Origin of the sequence: Corynebacterium sp. KPL4035, from assembly GCF_037908325.1 — a bacterium.
Classification (GTDB): domain Bacteria; phylum Actinomycetota; class Actinomycetes; order Mycobacteriales; family Mycobacteriaceae; genus Corynebacterium; species Corynebacterium kefirresidentii.
The window spans coordinates 14,197-34,205 of record NZ_JBBMGF010000009.1; the positions used below are offsets into that span (position 1 = coordinate 14,197).

A 20,009-nucleotide genomic window follows, 5' to 3' on the forward strand; every position below is an offset into this window, starting at 1 on the left:
TCCTGGGTTCATGGGCTTAGCCTTGACTGTCACGAGAGAACTCGCACGGGTATGTGGGGAAGCACGCCTCGAGCGAATGATGGAACATCGAGTGGCCGTCCTTGGAAGTCAATGAACCGGGCTCCATCGAAAGAGATTGGGGATGCAAGTTAAAAACTTGAGCGATTGCAATGTTCGAAAAAATTAAACATCAACCCACCTTCCGTTTATGAGGTGAGACGGGTTCATTAGAACTCCACCGTGTGGAACTTTTGGTGCGAATCTTTCGATAGGGCAGAGCGCGAAGCTCAGAGCCACGAAAGGGGCGCACGGATAGGTCCATAGGGTTTTGGGGCTAGGAACTCCTGTTCACTCCGCCAGGGCCAGCTTCGTGTGGCCTGTTCATGGTTTGTGGCTGCTTGCCCTCGACGGCTCAGGATTGTTTTAAAGGGCTAGACCTTTTAACAAAATCAGCCGGCGCCGCGGCGAGTCATGCCAGAACCCGTAGAGCAGTTCTCACGGCGCTCAGTGCAATAGCACGTGATCGGGGCATGCGGAATCTTGGGTTGTAAAACGCATCCTGGAACGTATGTCGCAAATATCGCGAACGAGTAAGTGGACTTCGCAGTCATGGGAACTTCTGCTGTGAACAAAGGATATGTGTAGACCTTTTGCGCCAGCCTGTTGATTTTGGGCGAGTAGGCTTTTAACAAATTCAGCCGGATCCAAAGGTGTCTGATTTTCGCTGTTGTGGGGAAACAGTAGCGATTTAAGACAGTCGGCTGGAATGCGATAAAGGTCAGGTTTTCCAGTTACAGCACGAAAAGTCCCTGGACTGTTGGGTGGTCCATAGAAACAACACGCCCGGAGTGAAGTCTTAGCCAATTGAGGCAGTCCATAACCATTTACCCCTCTAGTGTCTACGGGCGCTTGAGAATAGCTTCGCGTACCTATCTTTATTATCTCGAGGCGATTTTCCAGTTACCCCGGTTAGGCATGCGATAACGCCTGCGTTTGTGCGAAAGAGGCAGGCGGGGAGCCCGGGCATTCCTATGCCCGTAAGCGGTCATGGGCACTTCTTAAAGGAACTGTGTGGGTCCAATCTAGGAGTATTTCAGTGGCCACCATTCGCCTTCCGCGCATTCGACATGTTCGCGCTTTCTTTGCTGCAGTAGTAGGTACCGCAGCCGTATCAACTCTTTCTACCGTAGCGCCAGCAGGCGCTGATGATTCACCGGCGGACAATGCTGGTGTAATCCAAGCACACGACTCAGAGCGTGCGGCAATTGACCGCGCGGTTAACAACGCAGACTCTTTGCAGGGGGCTGTTGAGGCTTCGCGTGCAGAGCTAAGTCGAGCGGAAGCTGATGTCGCTGAAGCCGAGGATCGTATCGCTCGGATCCAGAACCAAATGGAACAAGTTAGCGACGATCCAGGTGCGAATGAAGAGTACCTTGCTAGCCTGCAGGGCGAGTTGGATCAGGCAGACAAAGACAAGCGAGACGCCGAGAATCGTGTGGTCCAAGAGCGCCGAGGGTTAGCACAAAATGAGGCTCGACTGAACGCTACCCAACGGTTTGCGGAGGCAACTTTTGCTCGCCAGCAGGGAGCGGAATCCCAGGAGGTAAACAGCGGTCTTCAGCTCTCTCAGCAGGACGCGCTTGATACCGGCCTAAATCCAGTTAATGAGCTTGACAATCAAAAGACTTCCGACGCCGTCACAGTCAAACCTGAAAACTTGACCGGGGAAATCAAGTCAGAGACCTTTACTGATGAGGTTGTTGGGGAGGGTGCCCCGCAGGTTTCTGCTGACCCGAACGTGTCCAATAATTCGGCAGAGCTAGGTGCTATCAACCAGGGCGGTACCGCTCCGGAAGCTGAATTTGGAAACGCCCTCAATCAGGCTGCTACACCAACGTTCCAGAACGTTGACTTCGCAACTGGGTCCTCTGTAAATGATGCGCTCGGACTTGCGAATGATATCGCTGCTGCAGTTGATGAGGACGATGTGCGCACCCTCATGCAAGGCTCATCTGACTTGCTTGGATTGGGAAGCCCGAACACTGCACCCGCTGCTAGCGCTGATGCGGCTGAGGTGGACGAGGTGCCGGAGTCTGACGATGCTATTGCGGGCGCAGATGCTGGGCGTGATGCTCAGATTGAGGCCGTCATTTCCCGTGCTGAATCTCAGGTTGGTGTGCCTTATGTTTGGGGCGGCGGCGATAACAATGGTCCTACCGGTGGGCTCCGAGATGGCGGAGTGGCTGACTCTTTCGGTGATTTCAACCAGTCGGGCTTCGATTGCTCTGGCCTCGTAAAGTACGCCTACGCGGCAGCTGGCCTGGACCTGCCTCACTACACTGGCGCACAGTACCAGCAGGGCAAGAAGGTTCCTCGCGACAACGCGAAGCGCGGTGACCTTATCTTCTACGGTCCTGGTGGCAACCAGCACGTAGCTATCTACCTAGGTGATGGGCAAATGATTGAGGCGCCACAGTCTGGTCAGACTGTTTCAGTAGTTCCAGTTCGCTGGGGTGGTGCTACTCCCGACGTCGTGCGCCTTCTCTAATCCCCAACTTTTGGTTGGTATTGTTTAGGGCATGACTGACGCACAACAGAATGCCCAAAACTTCGACGCCCTCCTCGTCCTTTCTTTCGGTGGCCCGGAAGGAAACGAGGAGGTCGTTCCGTTTTTGGAGAACGTTACCCGTGGTCGAGGCATTCCCCGCGAACGGCTTGAAGTGGTGGGTGAGCACTATTATCACTTTGGAGGCGTAAGTCCGCTCAATGCGCTCAACCGTGAAATTATCGACCATGTCCACGGTGAGCTGAAAAAACGCGGACATAATCTACCGGTTTATTTCGGCAACCGGAATTGGCATCCCTTTGCCGACGAGACCGCAGAACAGATGTCTCGGGACGGTATCCGTAAAGTAGCTGTATTTGCCACCTCCGCATGGGGTGGGTACTCCGCGTGCCGGCAATATGACGAAGATATTCAGCGCATGCGCGAGCATCTGGCGCAGCAAGGCCTGCCGGAGATTGAATTCACGAAGATTCGTCAATTCTTTGATCATCCGAAATTTGTGGCCGAAATGGCCACTGCCGTAACGGAGGTCTGGGAACAAGTTTCAGCTGATAAGAAGGGGACTACCCGGCTTTTGTTCACCGCGCATTCTGTCCCCGTTGCGCACGATAACGTTGGCGGCGCGGAAGGCGATAAAAACCTCTACTCCCGCCAGGTGGCTGAGGCGGCGCGGTTGGTGGCGTTGCAGGCTGGCATTTCCGATTATGACCTTGTATGGCAGTCACGCTCAGGCAATCCACGCACTCCGTGGCTAGAGCCCGACATTGTTGATCACACCACTGAGATTCACCAGAACGAAGGTGTCGACACGGTTGTGGTTTGCCCAATTGGTTTCATCTCCGACCATATGGAGGTTATTTGGGATCTCGATTCCGAGCTGCAGAAGGCGGCCGAGGATATGGGGGTCAGGGTCGTGCGTACCCGTACTGTAGGCCCGACCCCTCGGTTTGCAGAAATGGTGGTTGACCTTATAGAAGAGCTGGAGCATGGCCGCGAGCAGGAAACCAGTGGGCAGGTGACCGTGCAAGGGTGCACGATCAATGGTGCGCCGTGTGCGGCGGGATGTTGCGATATTTGGTCTCTTTAACGCGCGAACTCTCCGAGTGCATAGGCAACGCCCGTCATGCGGGCCTGCCGGATGTGGCGCCACAAGCGAAGTAATTGCGGGTCAAGGCTGTGATCGTTGATGCGGTCGGTAACCGTTTCGATGATCGCGGCCACTCGGTCGGCGCGGGCGAAGAGTTTGGCTGCTCGGGCCGGCGTTGATTGGGGAAGGCCGGGGGTGTCATAAAAGTCGCTTAAAGTTCCCACGGTGAGGCGGGGGTTGGGCAGTGCTTCAGTGCTATACCCAGTTGCGGCGATAAGGTCAGCGGATTCACTGGTTGCTTGAGCAAGCAGTGCGTCGGCTTCCCCAGGGCTCAGCCAGGCGGGGGCAGGGAGCTGCTGCTTTTCGACGATCACCTGCCACGCGGTGTGGCTGCTATGGATATGAGGTATGAGGACTAAGTTGCGCGTGGGATTATTGGTGCGAACTATGATTGCTCCGGCTGAACTTTGGATAGCTGCGTGATAGGACTCCGATCCTGCGGGTAGGGCAGGGGGCTCTCCCGGCCCGGAAAGCGCGAGGCGTACAACGGGTTCCGCGCGCTCACCGCGCTTCGCGGTAAGTTCAGCGGTCTCTGCGCGCAGCATCGCCAGCACATCGACGAACGGTGCTTCATCCACACTCTCCGGACGCCCGCCTAGTTCCGTAAGAGCATCTAGCAAATCATCGGTGGTTTCGTGTCCCCACAGCCACGAGCCCAGCCAGACAGCGGTGTTTTGTAAAGGTGACCATACTTCGGCGCGCATATCCATGACGAGCCAGTCTAATAGATAGACTAACGGGCCATGAGTTTTGATCCTTATGGCGGAGACATATTTGCTGGCCACTCGCGGTCGAAGCCGCGTCAATATCCTGAGGTGCCAGCTGAGCCCGGAATGGTAGTGGAAGTACGTGGTGACGACTTTGTGGGTGCTGTCATGGGGGTGGATAAGACCGTTTTCGGTGAGGTAGTTCGCCTTGAGGATCGCCACGGTGTGGAACGCGTTTTTAATTTGGTCAAAGGGGGGTTCCTAGTGGAGGGTAAGCCGGTTACGCTTACCCGGTACGTCGAAAAGCAGGCCCCCCGCAAGTCCAACTCCGGTTCCCGCCGCGTAGAAAACGTGGAGGCTAAGGTCGCCGCGCCCTCGCGCATTTGGGTGGAAGGTGTCCACGACGCCGCTATTGTGGAAAAGGTGTGGGGCCACGACCTACGCGTGGAAGGCGTAGTGGTGGAATACCTTGAAGGCCTGGACAATTTGGAAGACCGCTTGGCGGAATTTCAGCCCGGACCCGGCCGCAGGGTAGGTGTGTTGGCTGACCATCTCGTCCAAGGTTCCAAGGAAACCCGGTTAACGGAAACCGTGGGAGAGCATGTCCTAGTCACTGGTCATCCATTCATCGATATTTGGGCAGCGGTGAAGCCGCAGCGCGTGGGATTGCGTGCATGGCCAGAAGTACCTTATGGCGAGGACTGGAAGACCGGAATTTGCAGGCGCGTGGGTTGGAGCGACCCTAAGGACGGCTGGCGTCATGTGTATAACGCCGTGCATTCTTTCCGTGACTTAGATTCCAGTCTGATTGGCGCGGTAGAGCGGCTCGTGGACTTCGTTACGACGCCCGAACTGAGCAAGTCTGATTTGCTCTAAGGCTGGGTAAGATTGGCGCGCTCAATCAGGTTGACGGCCAACTGCCATCCAGCCAATTCCGCGCTCCAGCCGGCCGCCTGGAGGCGCTGCGACATGGCTTGTTTAGAAATCCCTAGCTCTTCGGCGGCCTCATTTTGGTTCAGCCCAGCACGCACGAGTGAGGTAGCCTCGCGCCCCTCGATGGTGCGCTTGTGCAAAACATATCCCAGCAGGGCAAAGGTGGCCGCGATATCGCTTGCCTCGGAAGCGCGGCCACGCTTGTTGATCTTGGCGTAGACCTGGCCCATACGGGCGGACTTCCGCAACGCGGCGGTAGCTATTTGGCGTGCCCCCTCCTCATCTTCTTGGTTGCCGGGGCTTATACCGATGCCGATGGCCCAGTCGCCGTCGGCAAGCAAGGCCATGACGACGTCGCAGACGGCCGTTGCTGAATCAACTACGGCGCAAATATCTTCCACGCCAAGCACATGGAACTCTCCAACGCCAGAAAGAGTTGATAGGGCCGACGCAGAACGCTGGACCAACTCTGCGCGACGCACGGAACGGCCACGGTAGCGGGCGTGGACAGCAAGCATGGAAAACCTCCCTTTAAGAACCTAATGCGAAATAGTCTACCGCTCGAACTTGACTTAAGGGCGAGTGGGAAGTCGCGAATCCATATACAGCCCGCTCGCTCCAATCGCAGCGAAAACCACCATAGCGAGGACGATGCCGGGAGAGGTATGTCCGGTGAGGGTATCGCCGAAGAACACGCCCAAAGCCGTAGTAGGAATAGATCCGACAAGGGTGGCCAAGGTGAAGTGGCTGAGCTTTACCGGAGTAAGGGCAGCAACGTAATTCAGGAGGCTAAACGGGACGCCGGCTACCATCCGGAGGGAAGCTATGGCCAGCCACCCGCGCCGCTCGAGATGCGCGTTGATTGTGAACACTGCGGGATGGGTCAGGTGCGGGCGGATCCAGGCTCCGAGGAGCTTGCGGACGATAAGAAAGGACAACGCCGCTGATACCGTCAAGGCGCACAGGGAAAGCGCGAGTCCCTTCCACGGGCCAAATAATAGTCCTGCGGCTACCGTCCAGAAGGTTCGAGGAAAGGGAAACTGGGTAAATATGACATAACCTAGGGTGAAGATGAAGGGGAACCATGCGCCAAATCGGGTGGAGGCATTACGCAGACGAGCCACATCCGGCAGATCGTAGAAATAAAGCACGGCGAGGAGGGCGATTACTGCAGCGAGAACGGCTATCCACCGCTGCACGGTCCACCGCTGGATTGAGCGCCAAGCGGACCGAGCGAGCGAAAGCAGGAAGTGGCCGAAATTGCGCACCCAACCCAGAAATGTGGTCATGGGGAAATCGTAGTCCTTGAGGGAGTGCAGGATAGAAAAATCCGGCGGCTACCTCGTGGTAACCGCCGGAAGTCTGTGCCCGAGGGGGGACTTGAACCCCCACGTCCGTTAATAGGACACTAGCACCTCAAGCTAGCGCGTCTGCCATTCCGCCACCCGGGCAGGGTGTTTGTCAGCCTCTCGGCTGGGCACTCCGATACTGTATCTTGCGTGGGGTGTGCTTTACAAATCGCCAGCGTAGGGCGCCGAAAAGTCCATGCGTGAAGGGCGGTGAAATACATGGGTGTAATCCGGCCTAAGCGTCGTACTGGGGTACGACTGTAGTGTGACCATGGCGTGCGGTTACACCACATCGACATCGCCTTGTGAGGTGGGGTACAAATGGGTCTATGACTTCTTATGCAGATGACTCCCGCTTCCTTGGACCAGATCCCTACGCACCGCTGCGTGATGTTCCTTCCTTTGTTCTTTCTTCCACCGACGTGGTCGAAGGCGATGAGCTGCAAGAAAAGCTTCGCGCTCCGGAAAGCGTTTCCCCTCAGCTTGCGTGGTCCGGTTTGCCTGAAGGCACTAAGTCCCTGGCTGTGACCTGTTTCGACCCGGATGCACCCACCGCTTCTGGTTTCTGGCACTGGGCGGCCTTCAATATCCCCGTTGAGGTATGCGAGTTGCCTACCAATGCTGGTGCTGCAGAAGACCTGGGCATTGACGGTGTTATTAGCTTGCGCAACGATTCGGGCGAGCGCACCTACTATGGCGCCAACCCGCCTGCCGGTCACGCACCTCACCGCTATCTGTACGCAGTCCATGCAGTAGACGTGGAAAAGCTCGATATCAACCCAGACGCAACCCCGACTGTGCTCGGTTTCAACCTGCATTTCCACGCGCTCGGCCGTGCCATTTTGTGGGGCTGGTACGAGGCAAAGTAATGGCAAGTAGCTCTAGTGCATCGCAGGCTAGCCGTCCGGCGACCCTGCGTGTCGGCGGCGCCTTCATGGTGGTCGCATTCGTGCTGGCTCTCTTCGCGCTAATCTCTGTCTTTTCGGATGGCTGGGGAGCCGACTTCGCATGGACGTATTCGAAGGTGGCTATTGTTGCCGCCGCGTTCCTCGTCGGGACCTTTAGTACCATGAGTAGAAGCCAGGCGGGAAGCCGCGCCCAGGTTGTGGCATTAGTGGTTGCGATCGTAGTCATTGCGGCGAGCCGCTTCTTACCCGGCGGGATTTTATTCACCCAAGCGCAGTTTTGGGTGGTGTTCTACGCCGGCTTCGCAGTCCTGTGCGCACTTATTCTCAGGCGCAGCGCTATGGCGCAAGCCTAGCCAGTACCGTGTTTAATCAATGAAAGTCCGCCCCCAGCTGCTTAGGGTAGAGCAGGTGGGGGCGGACTTTCTTGTTCAACCAAGAGTCTCTATAGGGATTAATCCACGGGTTTCCATGGCAGGCCAGAGCCAACCGCTTGGGAAATATTGCGCAAGCCGTGGGCGCGGATTTGGGCGGCAATGCCACGGTGGATATCGCGGATCCAATCCGGACCGCCATAGATGAGGCCGGTGTAGCCCTGCAACAAGGAAGCGCCGGAAGTGATGCGTTCCCACGCCTGCTCCGGCGTGGAGATGCCCCCGACGGAGATGAGGGTGAGCTGGCCTCCGACACGCTCATTGAGACGGCGCAGCACCTCCAGAGAGCGCTCGGCTACCGGGGGACCAGATAGGCCACCGGCCCCCATTTCCGCTACCTCGGCAGGAGGGGTCTTGAGCCCCTCGCGGGAAATGGTGGTATTGGTCGCTACGATACCGTCGAGACCGAGTTCAAGGGCTAGGTCTGCCACTGCATCTACGTCGGCATCAGAAAGATCGGGAGCGATTTTCACCAACACTGGAACGGCGGTGCACTCTTGCACGGCAGAAAGAATGGGGCGCAGCGACTCCACTGCTTGTAGGTCGCGCAGGCCCGGGGTATTCGGCGAGGAAACGTTGACTACAAGGAAGTCAGCCAAGTCGCCCAATACGGAAGCAGAGCGGCGGTAATCTTCCACAGCGTGCTCGGCAGGGGTGACTTTAGTCTTGCCAATATTAATGCCAATAACATCGCTGTAGCGGCGCTTGCGGAGGTTTTCTGCAGCGGCCGCTGCACCCTCATTGTTAAACCCCATGCGGTTCAAGATGGCCTCATCGGCCTTTAGGCGAAAAAGTCGCGGCGCAGGATTTCCCGGCTGTGCTTGGGCGGTGACGGTGCCCAACTCCGCGAAGCCGAAGCCAATCGGGGACCAGGTATCAGCAGCGGCGGCATTTTTATCAAACCCTGCAGCTAGTCCCAGTGGGCGGGGAAACTCTACGCCAAAGACCTCTTGGCGGAGCACCGGATCGTTGACCGGCAGCACCTTTGCCAAGGCCCGGTTGGCCGGACCAGCCGCCTGGAGTCCACTCAGTGCGGTGTTGATAATTCCGTGGATTCGCTCCGGGCTAAGCTGAAACATGCCACGCAATGCCACTTGGTAGGCCTGCGCGCGCAGTCGATCGATAGTGCTGGTCATGGTGTTAAGACTCCTTCTTCAGGTGCGGGGTGTCCACGAACTGGAGGCCGTGGCCGGTGGCAGAGGCGGCGACGAAGGTGCCATTGTTAAGTACGGCAATGTTTTGTGCATCTGGCACGGTAGAGATATCTCCGCGCAGTTCCGGAACACCTTTATTTATCTCATAGGCATGAGCCTTGTTCGTATCCGTGGCGCTGACCCACGCCAGGTTGTGCTCCTTGTCCCAAGCTACGCCCCATGGGATGCCATTGACGTTGCCGTATTGGTGCAGGCGAACGACATCATCGGAAGTGTAGATAGCCAAGCGCCCGCCCTCAGTATCGGAGGCAAGAACAACGCCATTGTCGCCCACCGCGATGCTTCCTACACCCTGGCCAACGCGCAGTCGACCGCCCGCGCGATCATTAGTCCAATCCACGTTTTGAATGGTGGAATCCTCGCGGTGAATGCGTACCACTCCATCATCACCCGCGGAATTGGGCGCGGCTAATAGCTGGTCCGAGCCGGCTTCGACCTCGATGTCACCTTCGCGTTTGCCGTCTTTATAAATGCCAACGGTGCTGGAATCGGCTGAGGTAGCAAAGATCTCGCCGCTGGAAAGCTGGGTGGCAGCAGTAACAGGAGTCTCCTCCTCCATACGGACCTCCTCGGGAGAATCCGGGGAAGAGGGATCGATGAGCAGGACCTTTTCCGGGCAGGCCAGTACGAAGCCCGACGACGATGAACTTAGATCGCCGCACTCCGCAGAAATGTCTAAAGCAGTTGCCTTATGGCCCGCAAACTCATTCTGGCTGCCGATAAGGAGCTGGTCCTTAGTGCGCACCGCAAGCGAGTTATCGACAGCAGCAAGGTCTGTGATGTCTTCCTTAAGGTCTACGACGGTGCCTTCCGGGTCTGCCTTGGCGGGCGAGGCCGCCGGGGTGGCATTGCCCTTGACCACGGTTTCCGGATCGGCGCCCACGCCCACATCGGGCTGGCAGGCGGCCAGTGCGGTGGCGCTAAGCGCCAGCAAACTAGAAAAGATCAGTGCGGAGCCGGATTGAGATTTCACGACTCCTAATCCTAACAGCGCGCGTTATAAAAACCCGAAGCCGAGTTCCGCTGTAGTGTGAAGCGGGTGATTTCAAATACCGCAACAGACGCCGTCTCTTGGGCACAGGTCATTGTTTTGTCCATCGTGCAAGGTCTGACCGAGTTCCTTCCGGTTAGTTCCTCAGGTCACCTGCGCATTGTTTCCGAACTTTTTTGGGGCAAGGACGCCGGCGCATCTTTTACCGCAGTCATTCAGCTTGGCACTGAGCTAGCGGTGCTGGTTTATTTTGCTCCCATGATTTGGCAGATACTTACCGGTTGGTTCCGCGGCTGGACCGATAAGTCCTCTCGTGGCCAGGACTGGCGCATGGGTTGGATGGTTATCGTTGGCTCTATTCCCATTGGAATCATCGGCTACGCCTTCGAAGATGCAATCCGCGGAGCCCTGCGCAACCTGTGGATCACCGCCGCCATGCTGATTGTTTTCTCTTTTGTATTTATCGCCGCAGAAAAGTTGGGGAAAAAAGAGCGTGGCTTTGAGCAGTTGACTATGAAAGACGCCATCGTGATGGGCCTGTGCCAGTGCCTGGCGCTCATACCAGGTGTTTCTCGCTCTGGCGGCACCATCTCTGGTGGTTTGTTCTTGGGGTTGGACCGCGAGGTGGCCACGCGCTTTAGCTTTTTGCTTGCCATTCCAGCAGTCCTAGCTTCGGGGCTTTTCTCGCTTCCCGACGCCTTTTCCCCCGCAGCCGGCCAATCCGCTACCGGTCTGCAGCTCTTGGTTGGCACTGGCATCGCCTTTGCCTTGGGCTACGCCTCCATTGCATGGTTGCTGAAGTTCGTGGGTAACCACTCCTTCTCGTGGTTTGCCGCATACCGCATACCCGTTGGTGTACTAGTAATGCTTCTCTTGGCATTGGGAGTCCTACAGCCGCTTTAACAAGCACCGCGTTAGTATGGTGGCTATGCAATCTTGGCCAATACCTTCCTTCCGCCCTGTGCCCGGTGAAGCGGCGCAGCTGCGCTTGTACGATTCCGCGAATCAAACCATCGCTCCCGTAGAGGTCGCAGGGGATACGGCCACCATGTACGTGTGTGGCATTACGCCCTATGACTCCACCCACCTGGGCCATGCCGCGACATACTTGACGTTTGACCTTATCTACCGCGCCTTTTTGGACGCCGGAAAGAAGGTCCACTACGTCCAAAACATCACCGATGTCGATGATCCACTGTTTGAGCGCGCAGAACGCGATGGGGTGGACTGGCGCGAGCTCGGTACGTCTCAGATTGAGCTTTTCCGCTCCGATATGGAGTTGCTTTCCGTCTTTCCGCCGCAAGACTATGTCGGTGCCATGGAGGCCGTCGATGAAATCGTGGAGATGGTCCAGAAACTTCTAGACGCCGGTGCGGCCTACGTCGTAGATGATCCCGAACACCCAGATATCTACGCCTCCATCGAGGCCACTGAGCAATTTGGATACGAGTCCAATTATTCTGCGGCAGAGATGCAGACCTTCTTTGCAGAACGCGGCGGTGATCCAGACCGCCCAGGAAAGAAGAACCCGCTTGATGCACTCATCTGGCGCGCTCACCGCGAGGGAGAGCCCGCTTGGGAGTCGCCCTTTGGTCCTGGCCGTCCGGGCTGGCATATTGAATGCTCCGCTATCGCCACCAATCGTTTAGGGTCCACCTTTGATATCCAAGGTGGCGGCAGTGACTTGAAGTTCCCGCACCACGAATTTTCCGCCGCCCACGCCGAGGCGGCCCTGGGCGTGGACCGCATGGCAAAGTTTTATGTACACACAGGCATGATCGGCCTCGACGGGGTCAAGATGTCTAAGTCCTTGGGCAACCTTGTCTTCGTCCACAAGCTAGTAGGAGCAGGCGAGGAGCCCTCCGCTATCCGCCTGGGCGTCTTCGCTGGGCATTACCGCGATGAGCGGGATTGGTCGGATGAAGTGCTCAAAGAGGCAAAGCACCGGTTGTCCGCGTGGCGAGAAGCAGTGGCTACGCCAGGAAGCATGGCGGGGGCGCAAGGGGTCGTCGCCAAGCTGCGCGCGGCGATTGCCAATGACCTCGATACCCCTGCGGCGCTGGCTGCTGTGGATGAGTGGTCGCAGGCTGACCGTGGCACAGACGAAGAAGGAGCGGCAGATTTGGTTCGCACTGCCCTAAATTCACTCCTCGGCGTGCAGGTTTAGCCAAGATAGGGCAGTATCTACAGCATGAGCATTCGCGCCGATTTCCAGCCCACCGTAGATGAGTTCATAAGTGATCTGAAGTCCTTCGCCACCGGCGATTACCTCAAAGAGGAGGAAAAGGAGTTCTGGGAGGCTCCGTTTGATGCCAGCGTGCTTCCGGAGCTACGCGGTCACCTTGAGAATATGCTCGATGGGCTGGATGCCCTTCCGGATGATCCAGATGGCCCGCAGCTGGTAACCGTGTTGTCCAAGACCGTTCGTGCGTTGGCCGATTTTAATCGTGCCCAGCACGACGCTGTTCTCGAGCCGGAAGAGAAGGAAGAGCTATCTGAGCTTATCTACAATGCCTGCGCGGCAACTGGAGCAGATGACGAAGCTCTATCGCACATTCCAGAACTAGACTTTTAGTTCTTGTCCTCCCGCTTTTTGAGCGCCGGCCCGCGGCATATTCGCAGCCTGGCGCTTACTTCTGTGCCCTTAGCGCATGGTCGGTTTCACCCCACAGCCTTTTTAAAGAGAAAGTTAGTTTTATTCTCGTGCAGCACCCCGATGCCGTTTCTGGTCTGACAAAGCCCGCCGCCATTTTCTGGGACATGGATGGCACGCTCACCAATTCGGAGCCGCTTTGGGCGGAGGCAACGTTCTATCTCTCGGAGCTCCTAGGGAAGCGTTTAACTCCCACCCAGCGCCTTGCCACTGTAGGGGCGACTTTTGAGACGACCTTGGGGATTTGCGCAGATAATGCGGGGGTGACACTGCGGCCCGGTGACAGCGATCGATACCGCGCTCGGATGTTTGACTATGTCAAAGGTCTTTTCGCTCGCAAGCTGGAGATTTTTCCCGGCATTCCTGCGTTGCTGCATGAGCTGAAGGCGGATGGCGTGCCAATGATGGTGACGACTAATACCGAGCGCAACGTCGCCGATGCCGCCATTAGCGCGTTGGGGCGGCAGTACTTTGTCGATACCATTTGCGGGGATGAAGTACCTTCCGGGAAACCTGCACCGGATATGTACCGCGAAGCGGCCCGCCGCATCGGAGCAAAACCTGCGGATTGCTTGGTATTTGAAGATTCCGCGACGGGAATGCGCGCCGCAGTTGATGCTGGCTGTGTAGTCATCGGCTTGCCCGAAGATGACGAGGTGGAGGTTCCGCCGGAGGTCACCGAGGTCTCCCAGCTCCGCAACTCGCGGCACCTCGCCGGTGCTCGGGCCTCCGAGGTCTATGAGTGGTTTAGCCAGATTTCGAAATAGCAGTAGAACTTTAAGGTTTTACTACATTCTCTAACTACCTGTGGAACAATAGGTAGGCGTGAAGAACTTTGATTCCCTTTTTGCTGAATTATCCGAGAAGGCTGCCCAGCGCCCCGCTGGTTCTGGCACCGTTACCGCTTTGGATAAAGGCGAGCATCACATAGGCAAAAAGATCATCGAAGAAGCCGGGGAAGTGTGGATCGCCGCAGAGTATCAGTCTGATGCTGAGCTAGCAGAAGAAGTGTCTCAGTTGCTCTATTGGACTCAGGTCATGATGCTCAAGCGGGGGCTTACCCCAGAAGACATCTACAACTACCTTTAAACAGCGCCCCACGGGACGGAAGGATCCGCATGATAAAAATTGCTGTACCGAACAAAGGCTCACTGTCAGAATCCGCCGTGGACATTCTTGCAGAGGCCGGCTACAAGGGGCGTGGACATTCCAAAACACTCAACGTGGTTGATGCGGATAACGGGGTTGAGTTTTTCTTCTTAAGGCCCAAAGATATCGCCATCTATGTTGCCCGCGGTGTTTTGGATCTGGGTATTACCGGTCGCGATTTAGCTCTCGACTCAAAGGCGAGCTTTGATGAGGTTCTGCCATTAGGGTTTGGAGGATCTACTTTTCGCTATGCAGCCCCGCAGGGGGAGGAGTGGGATATCTCTCAACTGGATGGTCGCCGGATCGCGACCTCTTACCCCAATCTTGTCCGTGCGAACCTTGCCGAGCATGGAATTGAGGCCGATGTTATTCGGCTAGACGGCGCGGTAGAGATCTCCATCCGGTTAGGCGTTGCCGATGTCATTGCTGATGTCGTGTCAACTGGTACTACCTTGCGCCAACAAGGGTTGGCGCCGTTCGGCGAGCCGATCATTGAGTCCGAGGCCGTAGTAATCAAGCGCACAGGGGTAGAAGTTAGCGAAGAAGAGCAGGTGGTGCTCGACCGCATGCAGGGAATTTTGCACGCTCGCACCTATTTGATGATCGATTACAACATCGCGCAATCCAATCTCGATGCGGCTGCTGGTACTACTCCCGGGTTAACCGGTCCTACGGTCTCACCTTTGGCGCGTGAGGGCTGGGTGGCGGTGCGCGCGATGGTTCCCAAGAAAAACGCCAACCAAGTCATGGACCGGCTTTCCCAACTCGGCGCAGAGGCGATCTTGGCTTCTGATTTACGCATCGCCCGCTTTTAGGGGGAGCGAATTTTCTGGGTCGGCACAAATAGATTCAGTCGTGGCTAACATTAGCGCTTGAGGTTACTCATCCGAATATAAGTCTCGACAGGCAAAGGAGCCGAGCCATCATGGCAAAGTCCTCTAAGAAAGAAGAAAAGGACACCAAGTCTGCAGCAAAGGACGTGAAGAAGAAGGAAGCTGATACTTCCACTCACGCTGCACAGCAGAAGGTGGCCGAACAGAAGGCACCTAAGAACTCCAGCAAGAAGACTCGTACCGAGACCGACCTTCTTGGCTCTTTGGAAGTTCCAGCGGACGCTTACTACGGTGTGCACACCGTTCGCGCTATGGAAAACTTCCAGATTTCTTACGTAACCATCAACACTATCCCGCACTTCATTCGCGGCATGGTCCAGGTCAAGAAGGCGGCTGCCATGGCAAACCGTCGCCTTCACGTGTTGCCTAAGAAGAAGGCCGAAGCCATCATCTGGGCTTGTGACCAGATCCTGGAAGAGGGCCGCTGCATGGACCAGTTCCCACTGGACGTTTTCCAGGGTGGTGCTGGTACCTCGCTGAACATGAATACCAACGAGGTCGTTGCCAACCTCGCTCTGGAATACCTTGGTGAGGAGAAGGGCTCTTATGACATCATCAACCCCAATGATGATGTGAACATGTCCCAGTCCACCAACGATGCTTACCCGACCGGTTTCCGCCTGGGTCTGCATGCAGCGGTTGACCACCTCATTGAGCGCATGGATGGCCTGCGCGCCGCGTTCCAGGACAAGGGCAATGACTTCCAGGACATCCTGAAGATGGGCCGTACCCAGCTCCAGGACGCTGTTCCGATGACCTTGGGCGATGAGTTCAAGGGCTTTGCCAATAACCTGAACGAGGAACAAGCATTGCTGCGCGATGCTCAGCGCCGCCTGCTGGAGATCAACCTGGGTGCAACCGCAATCGGCACCGGCGTAAACACTCCTGCCGGCTACCGCCACCAGGTCACAGCAGCCTTGTCTGAGGTTACGGGCTTGGAAATGAAGACCGCACGCGATCTCATTGAAGCAACCTCTGACTGTGGTGCTTACGTGCTGCTGCACGCAACCATTAAGCGCGCAGCGATGAAGCTCGCCAAGATTTGTAATGACCTGCGCCTGCTGTCCTCCGGCCCTCGCGCTGGCCTGGCTGAGATTAATCTGCCAGCCCGCCAGGCTGGCTCCTCCATCATGCCGGGTAAGGTAAACCCGGTTATCCCGGAGGTTGTCAACCAGACCTGCTTCAAGATCTTCGGCAATGACCACGTAGTCACCATGGCCGCTGAGGCAGGCCAGCTGCAGCTAAACGTCATGGAGCCGGTCATCGGCGAAGCACTGTTCCAGTCCATTCGTATCATGGGCAACGCCGTCGATGCGCTGCACGAAAAGTGCGTCACGGGCATCACCGCCAACGCGGATGTGTGCCGCGCCTACGTAGAAAATTCCATTGGTATCGTCACCTACCTGAATCCGTTCATCGGCCACCACAATGGTGATTTGATCGCTAAGGAGTCCTTGGAGACCGGCAAGGGCGTCAAGGAACTCGTCCTGGAGAAGGGCCTGCTGGATGAAGCAACCTTGAACAAGGTTCTGTCCGTAGAAAACCTCATGCACCCAGAGTTCCGAGGCCAGCTCTTCATTGACGAAGACTAAGCCCACAGCGCTTTAGGAGCAGCAGGGTATAGTGCCCGCGGAGTAGGCCCCCGCAGTTGCCGCCACTTTTACTTCACATGGAAGTAAAGCAGGCGGAGGCTGCGGGGGTTTGTGCATGGTGAAGGGGCACTATTCACATTCACCTTTTATTCTCCTGTACAGGGACGATGCGTCTTAGAATACCGGTCATCTTATAGCGGAATCCTTATTTTATGTGGGAATCAACACAAACAGGCACTTTGAATGAATAAATCACCACAGCGGGTGCAAAATAGAAGATGTTGAGGACGGCATGCACTCTTTATGGAGATGCGTGCCCATAGTTTGCATAGAGAGCGTATGGAGTACGTCCATGGTTATTGTTCATATAGTCATCGTTCTCGCGGCCATCGTTTTGGGTGCGAGAATTGGATCAATTGGTATCGGTATGGCCGGCGGCCTCGGCGTGTTGGCGCTTGGTCTCACCGGTGTTCCCATTACTAGGGAAGATATCCCCTTCGATGTTATCGGCATCATCATGACCGTCATTGCTGCTATCGCAGCAATGCAGCGAGCTGGCGGTATGGACTATTTGGTGCACATTGCAGAGAAGTTCCTGCGCAAAAACCCAAAGCGGATCACGTTCTACGCGCCAATTGTTACGTGGCTAATGACGGTTCTCGCTGGCACCGGGCACACTGCGTTTTCTACTTTGCCGGTTATCGTCGAGGTAGCTAAAGAGGGTAAGGTTCGTCCTTCACGCCCGCTATCCATCGCGGTAGTTGCCTCTCAGATGGCAATCTGTGCTTCGCCCATTTCGGCAGCCGTGGTGTTGCTCGCTAGCCTGCTAGAGCCGACTGGGGTGGGCTATTTGCAGGTACTGGCGGTCGTTATTCCGGCGACATTCCTGTCTATCTTCCCAGCTGCCTGGGTAGCTAATAAGTTTGGCAAAGAGCTTGAAGATGATCCGGTTTACTTGGAGCGCAAGGCACAAGGCCTGGTCAAGGAACCACTCGGCGCAGGGAACTACTCTCCGCAGAAGGGTGCCAAGGCTTCTGTTCTCGTGTTCTTGGTAGCCATCATCATCGTGATGGCGTGGGCCACCCTGACCTCGGAGCAGGTGGGGCTTATCGCCGACCCGACCCTTCCACGTAATGAAGCCATTATGACGGTCATGCTCACCGCTGCCACCATCATCGTTATGATGACCAAGGTCCCGGCTGGAGATGTTTTGAATACCCCGGTCTTTAAATCCGGAATGTCCGCATGTATTTGTGTGCTGGGCGTGGCTTGGCTGGGCACCAGCCTTATCAACCACTACATGGACGATATTCAGTCTATGGCCGGCAGCATTATTGAGTCTTCGCCGTGGCTCCTCGCAGTGGTGCTATTCTTCGCTGCAGCGTTGCTGTATTCGCAGGCAGCCACGACCAAGGCCCTTATGCCAGCAGCCCTTGCTCTGGGAGTAAGCCCCATTACCGCAGTCGCTGCCTTCCCGGCGGTTTCTGCTCTGTTTATCCTGCCGACCTACCCAACCTTGTTGGCAGCAGTGGAGATGGACGATACCGGCTCGACTCGTATCGGCAAGGCCGTATTCAACCACCCGTTCCTGATCCCAGGTACGGTCAGCATCGTGCTCTCGGTTCTCTTGGGCTATGCATTCAGTTTCGTCCTCCTATAACTAGAGGAGGTTAAAACCATCCCCAAGGCGCCCTTCAGGGCGCCTTTTTGGTTGCCGCATCAGCGGGCAACTTAATCCATTTCACTTTCTTGTCTAAATGAGCCCTATTTAACTCAAGCGCTCGGTAGGCTTAGGTCATGACTACTCAGCCATCCGATGTTGAAATTGCCCAAGCCCACCAACTGCAGCCGATTGCAGAGATAGCAGCCAAGGCGGGCATCCCTGCTGCCGCCGTGATTCCCTACGGCACCACCAAAGCCAAGGTAGATATCACCAAGGTTGACTATTCCAAGGAAAACCGGGGCCAGCTGGTGCTTGTCACCGGCGTATCACCTACCCCTGCCGGGGAGGGAAAATCCACCGTTCTCATCGGCTTGACCGATGCCCTAGACCAATTGGGCAAGAAAGCGATAGTTGCCCTGCGAGAGCCCTCCCAAGGGCCAGTGATGGGCATTAAGGGCGGTGCGGCTGGCGGCGGCTATGCACAGATTGTGCCCATGGAAGACATCAATCTGCACTTCACCGGGGATTTTCACGCGATTACCTCCGCAACCAACACCTTGGCCGCCATCATTGATAACCACATACATCAAGGAAACGCGTTGGGTATCGACCCACGACGAGTAACGTGGCAGCGGTGCATGGACGTCAACGACCGTGCCTTGCGCAACGTGGTCACTGGACTGGGCGGCCCAGCCCACGGCGTGCCCGCTGAAACCGGTTTCACCATTACTGCCGCTTCTGAAATCATGGCCATTTTGTGCTTGTCCACGAATCTTGAAGACCTGAAGAAGCGTCTTGGCGATATCACCATCGGGTTCACCTACGATCAACGCCCTGTTACTGCGCGTGACTTGAACGCAGAAGGCGCGCTCACGGCACTGATGCGTGATGCCCTTAATCCGAACCTCGTACAGACCCTCGGCGGGGTGCCGGCCTTGGTACACGGTGGACCATTCGCCAATATTGCACACGGTTGCAACTCCCTATTAGCAACCCAAACCGCTCTGCAATTTGGCGATATTGTCTTGAGTGAAGCCGGCTTCGGCTCCGATTTGGGCGGAGAAAAGTTTGTCGACATCAAGGCACGCTTTGGTGATCTGGATGTTGCCGGTGCCGTTGTTGTTGCCACCATCCGTTCGCAAAAATACAACGGCGGCGTAGCCAAAGATAAGCTCACCGAAGAAAACGTAGATGCGCTCAAGGCAGGCATTGTCAATCTTGAGCGCCACGTAGAAAATCTGCGCAAATTCGGCATTAAGCCGGTGGTAGCGCTCAACCTCTTCTGGTCGGATACTGAGGCGGAACGCGAGTTCATGCGGCAATGGGCCGATGACTTTGGAGTGGCTTTGGAGGAAGCCAACGTCTGGTCCGAGGGCGGTGCAGGTGCGACTAAGCTGGCAGAGACCTTGCTGGAGAACCTGCAGGGCGGTGCCAAGCAGCTCTACGATCCGCAGCAGGGAATTGAAGCCTCCATCGAGACCATTGCTCGCGAGATTTATCGCGCCGATCGCGTGGAGTATGGAGCAAAGGCGCTTAAAGATCTGAAGTACATCCAGGACAACGGCTGGGACAAGCTACCCGTGGTCATTTCCAAGACGCAGTATTCCTTCAGCGATGATGCATCTGAATTGGGTGCGCCGGAAGGCCATACGCTGCATGTCCGCGAATTGCTGCCGCGCACCGGCTCAGGCTTTATCGTTGTGCTCACCGGCAATGTCATGACGATGCCGGGATTGCCAAAGAACCCGGCGGCCAACAACATAGACGTCGATAAGGACGGCCCTATCTCGGGCCTTTTCTAAGGCCGCGTGGA

General features: G+C 56.4%; 19 protein-coding genes and 1 tRNA gene. 14 read left to right on the forward strand and 6 right to left on the reverse strand.

Annotated elements, in window-relative coordinates; genetic code table 11:
• The first annotated feature begins 1,096 nt into the window (after nucleotides 1–1,096).
• Together WMP96_RS08730 and WMP96_RS08735 are read left to right on the forward strand one after the other, a co-directional pair.
• Entirely contained in the window at nucleotides 1,097–2,548 is a 1,452-nt protein-coding gene (locus tag WMP96_RS08730; RefSeq protein WP_340432934.1) for an NlpC/P60 family protein, read from the forward strand.
• A 31-nt stretch (nucleotides 2,549–2,579) separates the two neighbouring features.
• On the forward strand, nucleotides 2,580–3,653 hold the full coding sequence (locus WMP96_RS08735; RefSeq protein ID WP_340432937.1) for a ferrochelatase: 1,074 nt from the start codon (nucleotides 2,580–2,582) through the stop codon (nucleotides 3,651–3,653).
• Here WMP96_RS08735 and WMP96_RS08740 read toward each other — a convergent pair.
• Nucleotides 3,650–4,423 (reverse strand): hypothetical protein, encoded by a 774-nt coding sequence (locus WMP96_RS08740; RefSeq protein WP_301715741.1) that lies wholly within the window; start codon nucleotides 4,421–4,423, stop codon nucleotides 3,650–3,652. The two genes, WMP96_RS08735 and WMP96_RS08740, sit on opposite strands and share 4 nt — an antisense overlap.
• Nucleotides 4,424–4,456: 33 nt before the next feature.
• Between WMP96_RS08740 and WMP96_RS08745 the strand changes: the two genes are divergently transcribed.
• Nucleotides 4,457–5,296, forward strand: coding sequence for a DUF3097 domain-containing protein (locus WMP96_RS08745; protein ID WP_086587664.1), 840 nt, complete (start codon nucleotides 4,457–4,459; stop codon nucleotides 5,294–5,296).
• Here WMP96_RS08745 and WMP96_RS08750 read toward each other — a convergent pair.
• The 3 genes from WMP96_RS08750 to WMP96_RS08760 all read right to left on the reverse strand — a co-directional run bounded on the left by WMP96_RS08750 (nucleotide 5,293) and on the right by WMP96_RS08760 (nucleotide 6,804).
• Nucleotides 5,293–5,871, reverse strand: a complete 579-nt coding sequence (locus WMP96_RS08750) for a hypothetical protein (RefSeq protein WP_023021534.1) — start codon at nucleotides 5,869–5,871, stop codon at nucleotides 5,293–5,295. The genes WMP96_RS08745 and WMP96_RS08750 overlap by 4 nt on opposite strands.
• A gap of 54 nt (nucleotides 5,872–5,925) precedes the next feature.
• The gene (locus WMP96_RS08755; protein ID WP_340432941.1) at nucleotides 5,926–6,642 is read right to left on the reverse strand and encodes a TVP38/TMEM64 family protein; all 717 of its coding nucleotides are present in this window, start codon (nucleotides 6,640–6,642) and stop codon (nucleotides 5,926–5,928) included.
• 76 nt (nucleotides 6,643–6,718) lie between these two features.
• Nucleotides 6,719–6,804, reverse strand: a tRNA-Leu gene (locus WMP96_RS08760).
• Between the two features lie 227 nt (nucleotides 6,805–7,031).
• Between WMP96_RS08760 and WMP96_RS08765 the strand changes: the two genes are divergently transcribed.
• Nucleotides 7,032–7,571 carry a YbhB/YbcL family Raf kinase inhibitor-like protein gene (locus WMP96_RS08765; protein WP_301715743.1) on the forward strand — a complete coding sequence of 180 codons (540 nt, stop codon included), beginning with the start codon at nucleotides 7,032–7,034 and terminating at the stop codon, nucleotides 7,569–7,571.
• A complete protein-coding gene (locus WMP96_RS08770; RefSeq protein WP_301715744.1) occupies nucleotides 7,571–7,963 on the forward strand; it encodes a hypothetical protein in 393 nt (130 codons plus the stop codon). The genes WMP96_RS08765 and WMP96_RS08770 overlap by 1 nt, the downstream gene beginning before the upstream one ends.
• A gap of 98 nt (nucleotides 7,964–8,061) precedes the next feature.
• On the opposite strand, the gene WMP96_RS08775 is transcribed toward WMP96_RS08770, so the two are convergent.
• Entirely contained in the window at nucleotides 8,062–9,177 is a 1,116-nt protein-coding gene (locus tag WMP96_RS08775) for a quinone-dependent dihydroorotate dehydrogenase (protein WP_340432945.1), read from the reverse strand.
• 4 nt (nucleotides 9,178–9,181) lie between these two features.
• Complete coding sequence (locus tag WMP96_RS08780) at nucleotides 9,182–10,228, reverse strand: hypothetical protein (RefSeq protein ID WP_301715746.1); 1,047 nt, start codon at nucleotides 10,226–10,228, stop codon at nucleotides 9,182–9,184.
• 66 nt (nucleotides 10,229–10,294) lie between these two features.
• On the opposite strand from WMP96_RS08780, the gene WMP96_RS08785 reads away from it, so the two are divergent.
• The 9 genes from WMP96_RS08785 to WMP96_RS08825 all read left to right on the forward strand — a co-directional run bounded on the left by WMP96_RS08785 (nucleotide 10,295) and on the right by WMP96_RS08825 (nucleotide 19,998).
• Nucleotides 10,295–11,149, forward strand: coding sequence for an undecaprenyl-diphosphate phosphatase (locus WMP96_RS08785; protein WP_034655355.1), 855 nt, complete (start codon nucleotides 10,295–10,297; stop codon nucleotides 11,147–11,149).
• A 25-nt stretch (nucleotides 11,150–11,174) separates the two neighbouring features.
• Nucleotides 11,175–12,413 carry a cysteine--1-D-myo-inosityl 2-amino-2-deoxy-alpha-D-glucopyranoside ligase gene (gene mshC, locus WMP96_RS08790; protein WP_340432948.1) on the forward strand — a complete coding sequence of 413 codons (1,239 nt, stop codon included), beginning with the start codon at nucleotides 11,175–11,177 and terminating at the stop codon, nucleotides 12,411–12,413.
• A gap of 24 nt (nucleotides 12,414–12,437) precedes the next feature.
• Complete coding sequence (locus WMP96_RS08795) at nucleotides 12,438–12,821, forward strand: hypothetical protein (RefSeq protein ID WP_023021542.1); 384 nt, start codon at nucleotides 12,438–12,440, stop codon at nucleotides 12,819–12,821.
• Nucleotides 12,822–12,949: 128 nt separating this feature from the next.
• Nucleotides 12,950–13,666 carry an HAD family hydrolase gene (locus WMP96_RS08800; protein ID WP_301715748.1) on the forward strand — a complete coding sequence of 239 codons (717 nt, stop codon included), beginning with the start codon at nucleotides 12,950–12,952 and terminating at the stop codon, nucleotides 13,664–13,666.
• Nucleotides 13,667–13,724: 58 nt separating this feature from the next.
• On the forward strand, nucleotides 13,725–13,988 hold the full coding sequence (locus WMP96_RS08805) for a phosphoribosyl-ATP diphosphatase (protein WP_239205997.1): 264 nt from the start codon (nucleotides 13,725–13,727) through the stop codon (nucleotides 13,986–13,988).
• A gap of 29 nt (nucleotides 13,989–14,017) precedes the next feature.
• The gene (gene hisG, locus WMP96_RS08810) at nucleotides 14,018–14,863 is read left to right on the forward strand and encodes an ATP phosphoribosyltransferase (protein WP_284798515.1); all 846 of its coding nucleotides are present in this window, start codon (nucleotides 14,018–14,020) and stop codon (nucleotides 14,861–14,863) included.
• Between the two features lie 110 nt (nucleotides 14,864–14,973).
• The gene (gene aspA, locus WMP96_RS08815) at nucleotides 14,974–16,533 is read left to right on the forward strand and encodes an aspartate ammonia-lyase (protein ID WP_301715749.1); all 1,560 of its coding nucleotides are present in this window, start codon (nucleotides 14,974–14,976) and stop codon (nucleotides 16,531–16,533) included.
• Nucleotides 16,534–16,885: 352 nt separating this feature from the next.
• The gene (locus WMP96_RS08820; RefSeq protein WP_340432954.1) at nucleotides 16,886–18,193 is read left to right on the forward strand and encodes an anaerobic C4-dicarboxylate transporter; all 1,308 of its coding nucleotides are present in this window, start codon (nucleotides 16,886–16,888) and stop codon (nucleotides 18,191–18,193) included.
• 137 nt (nucleotides 18,194–18,330) lie between these two features.
• A complete protein-coding gene (locus WMP96_RS08825; protein ID WP_301715751.1) occupies nucleotides 18,331–19,998 on the forward strand; it encodes a formate--tetrahydrofolate ligase in 1,668 nt (555 codons plus the stop codon).
• Nucleotides 19,999–20,009 lie beyond the last annotated feature (11 nt).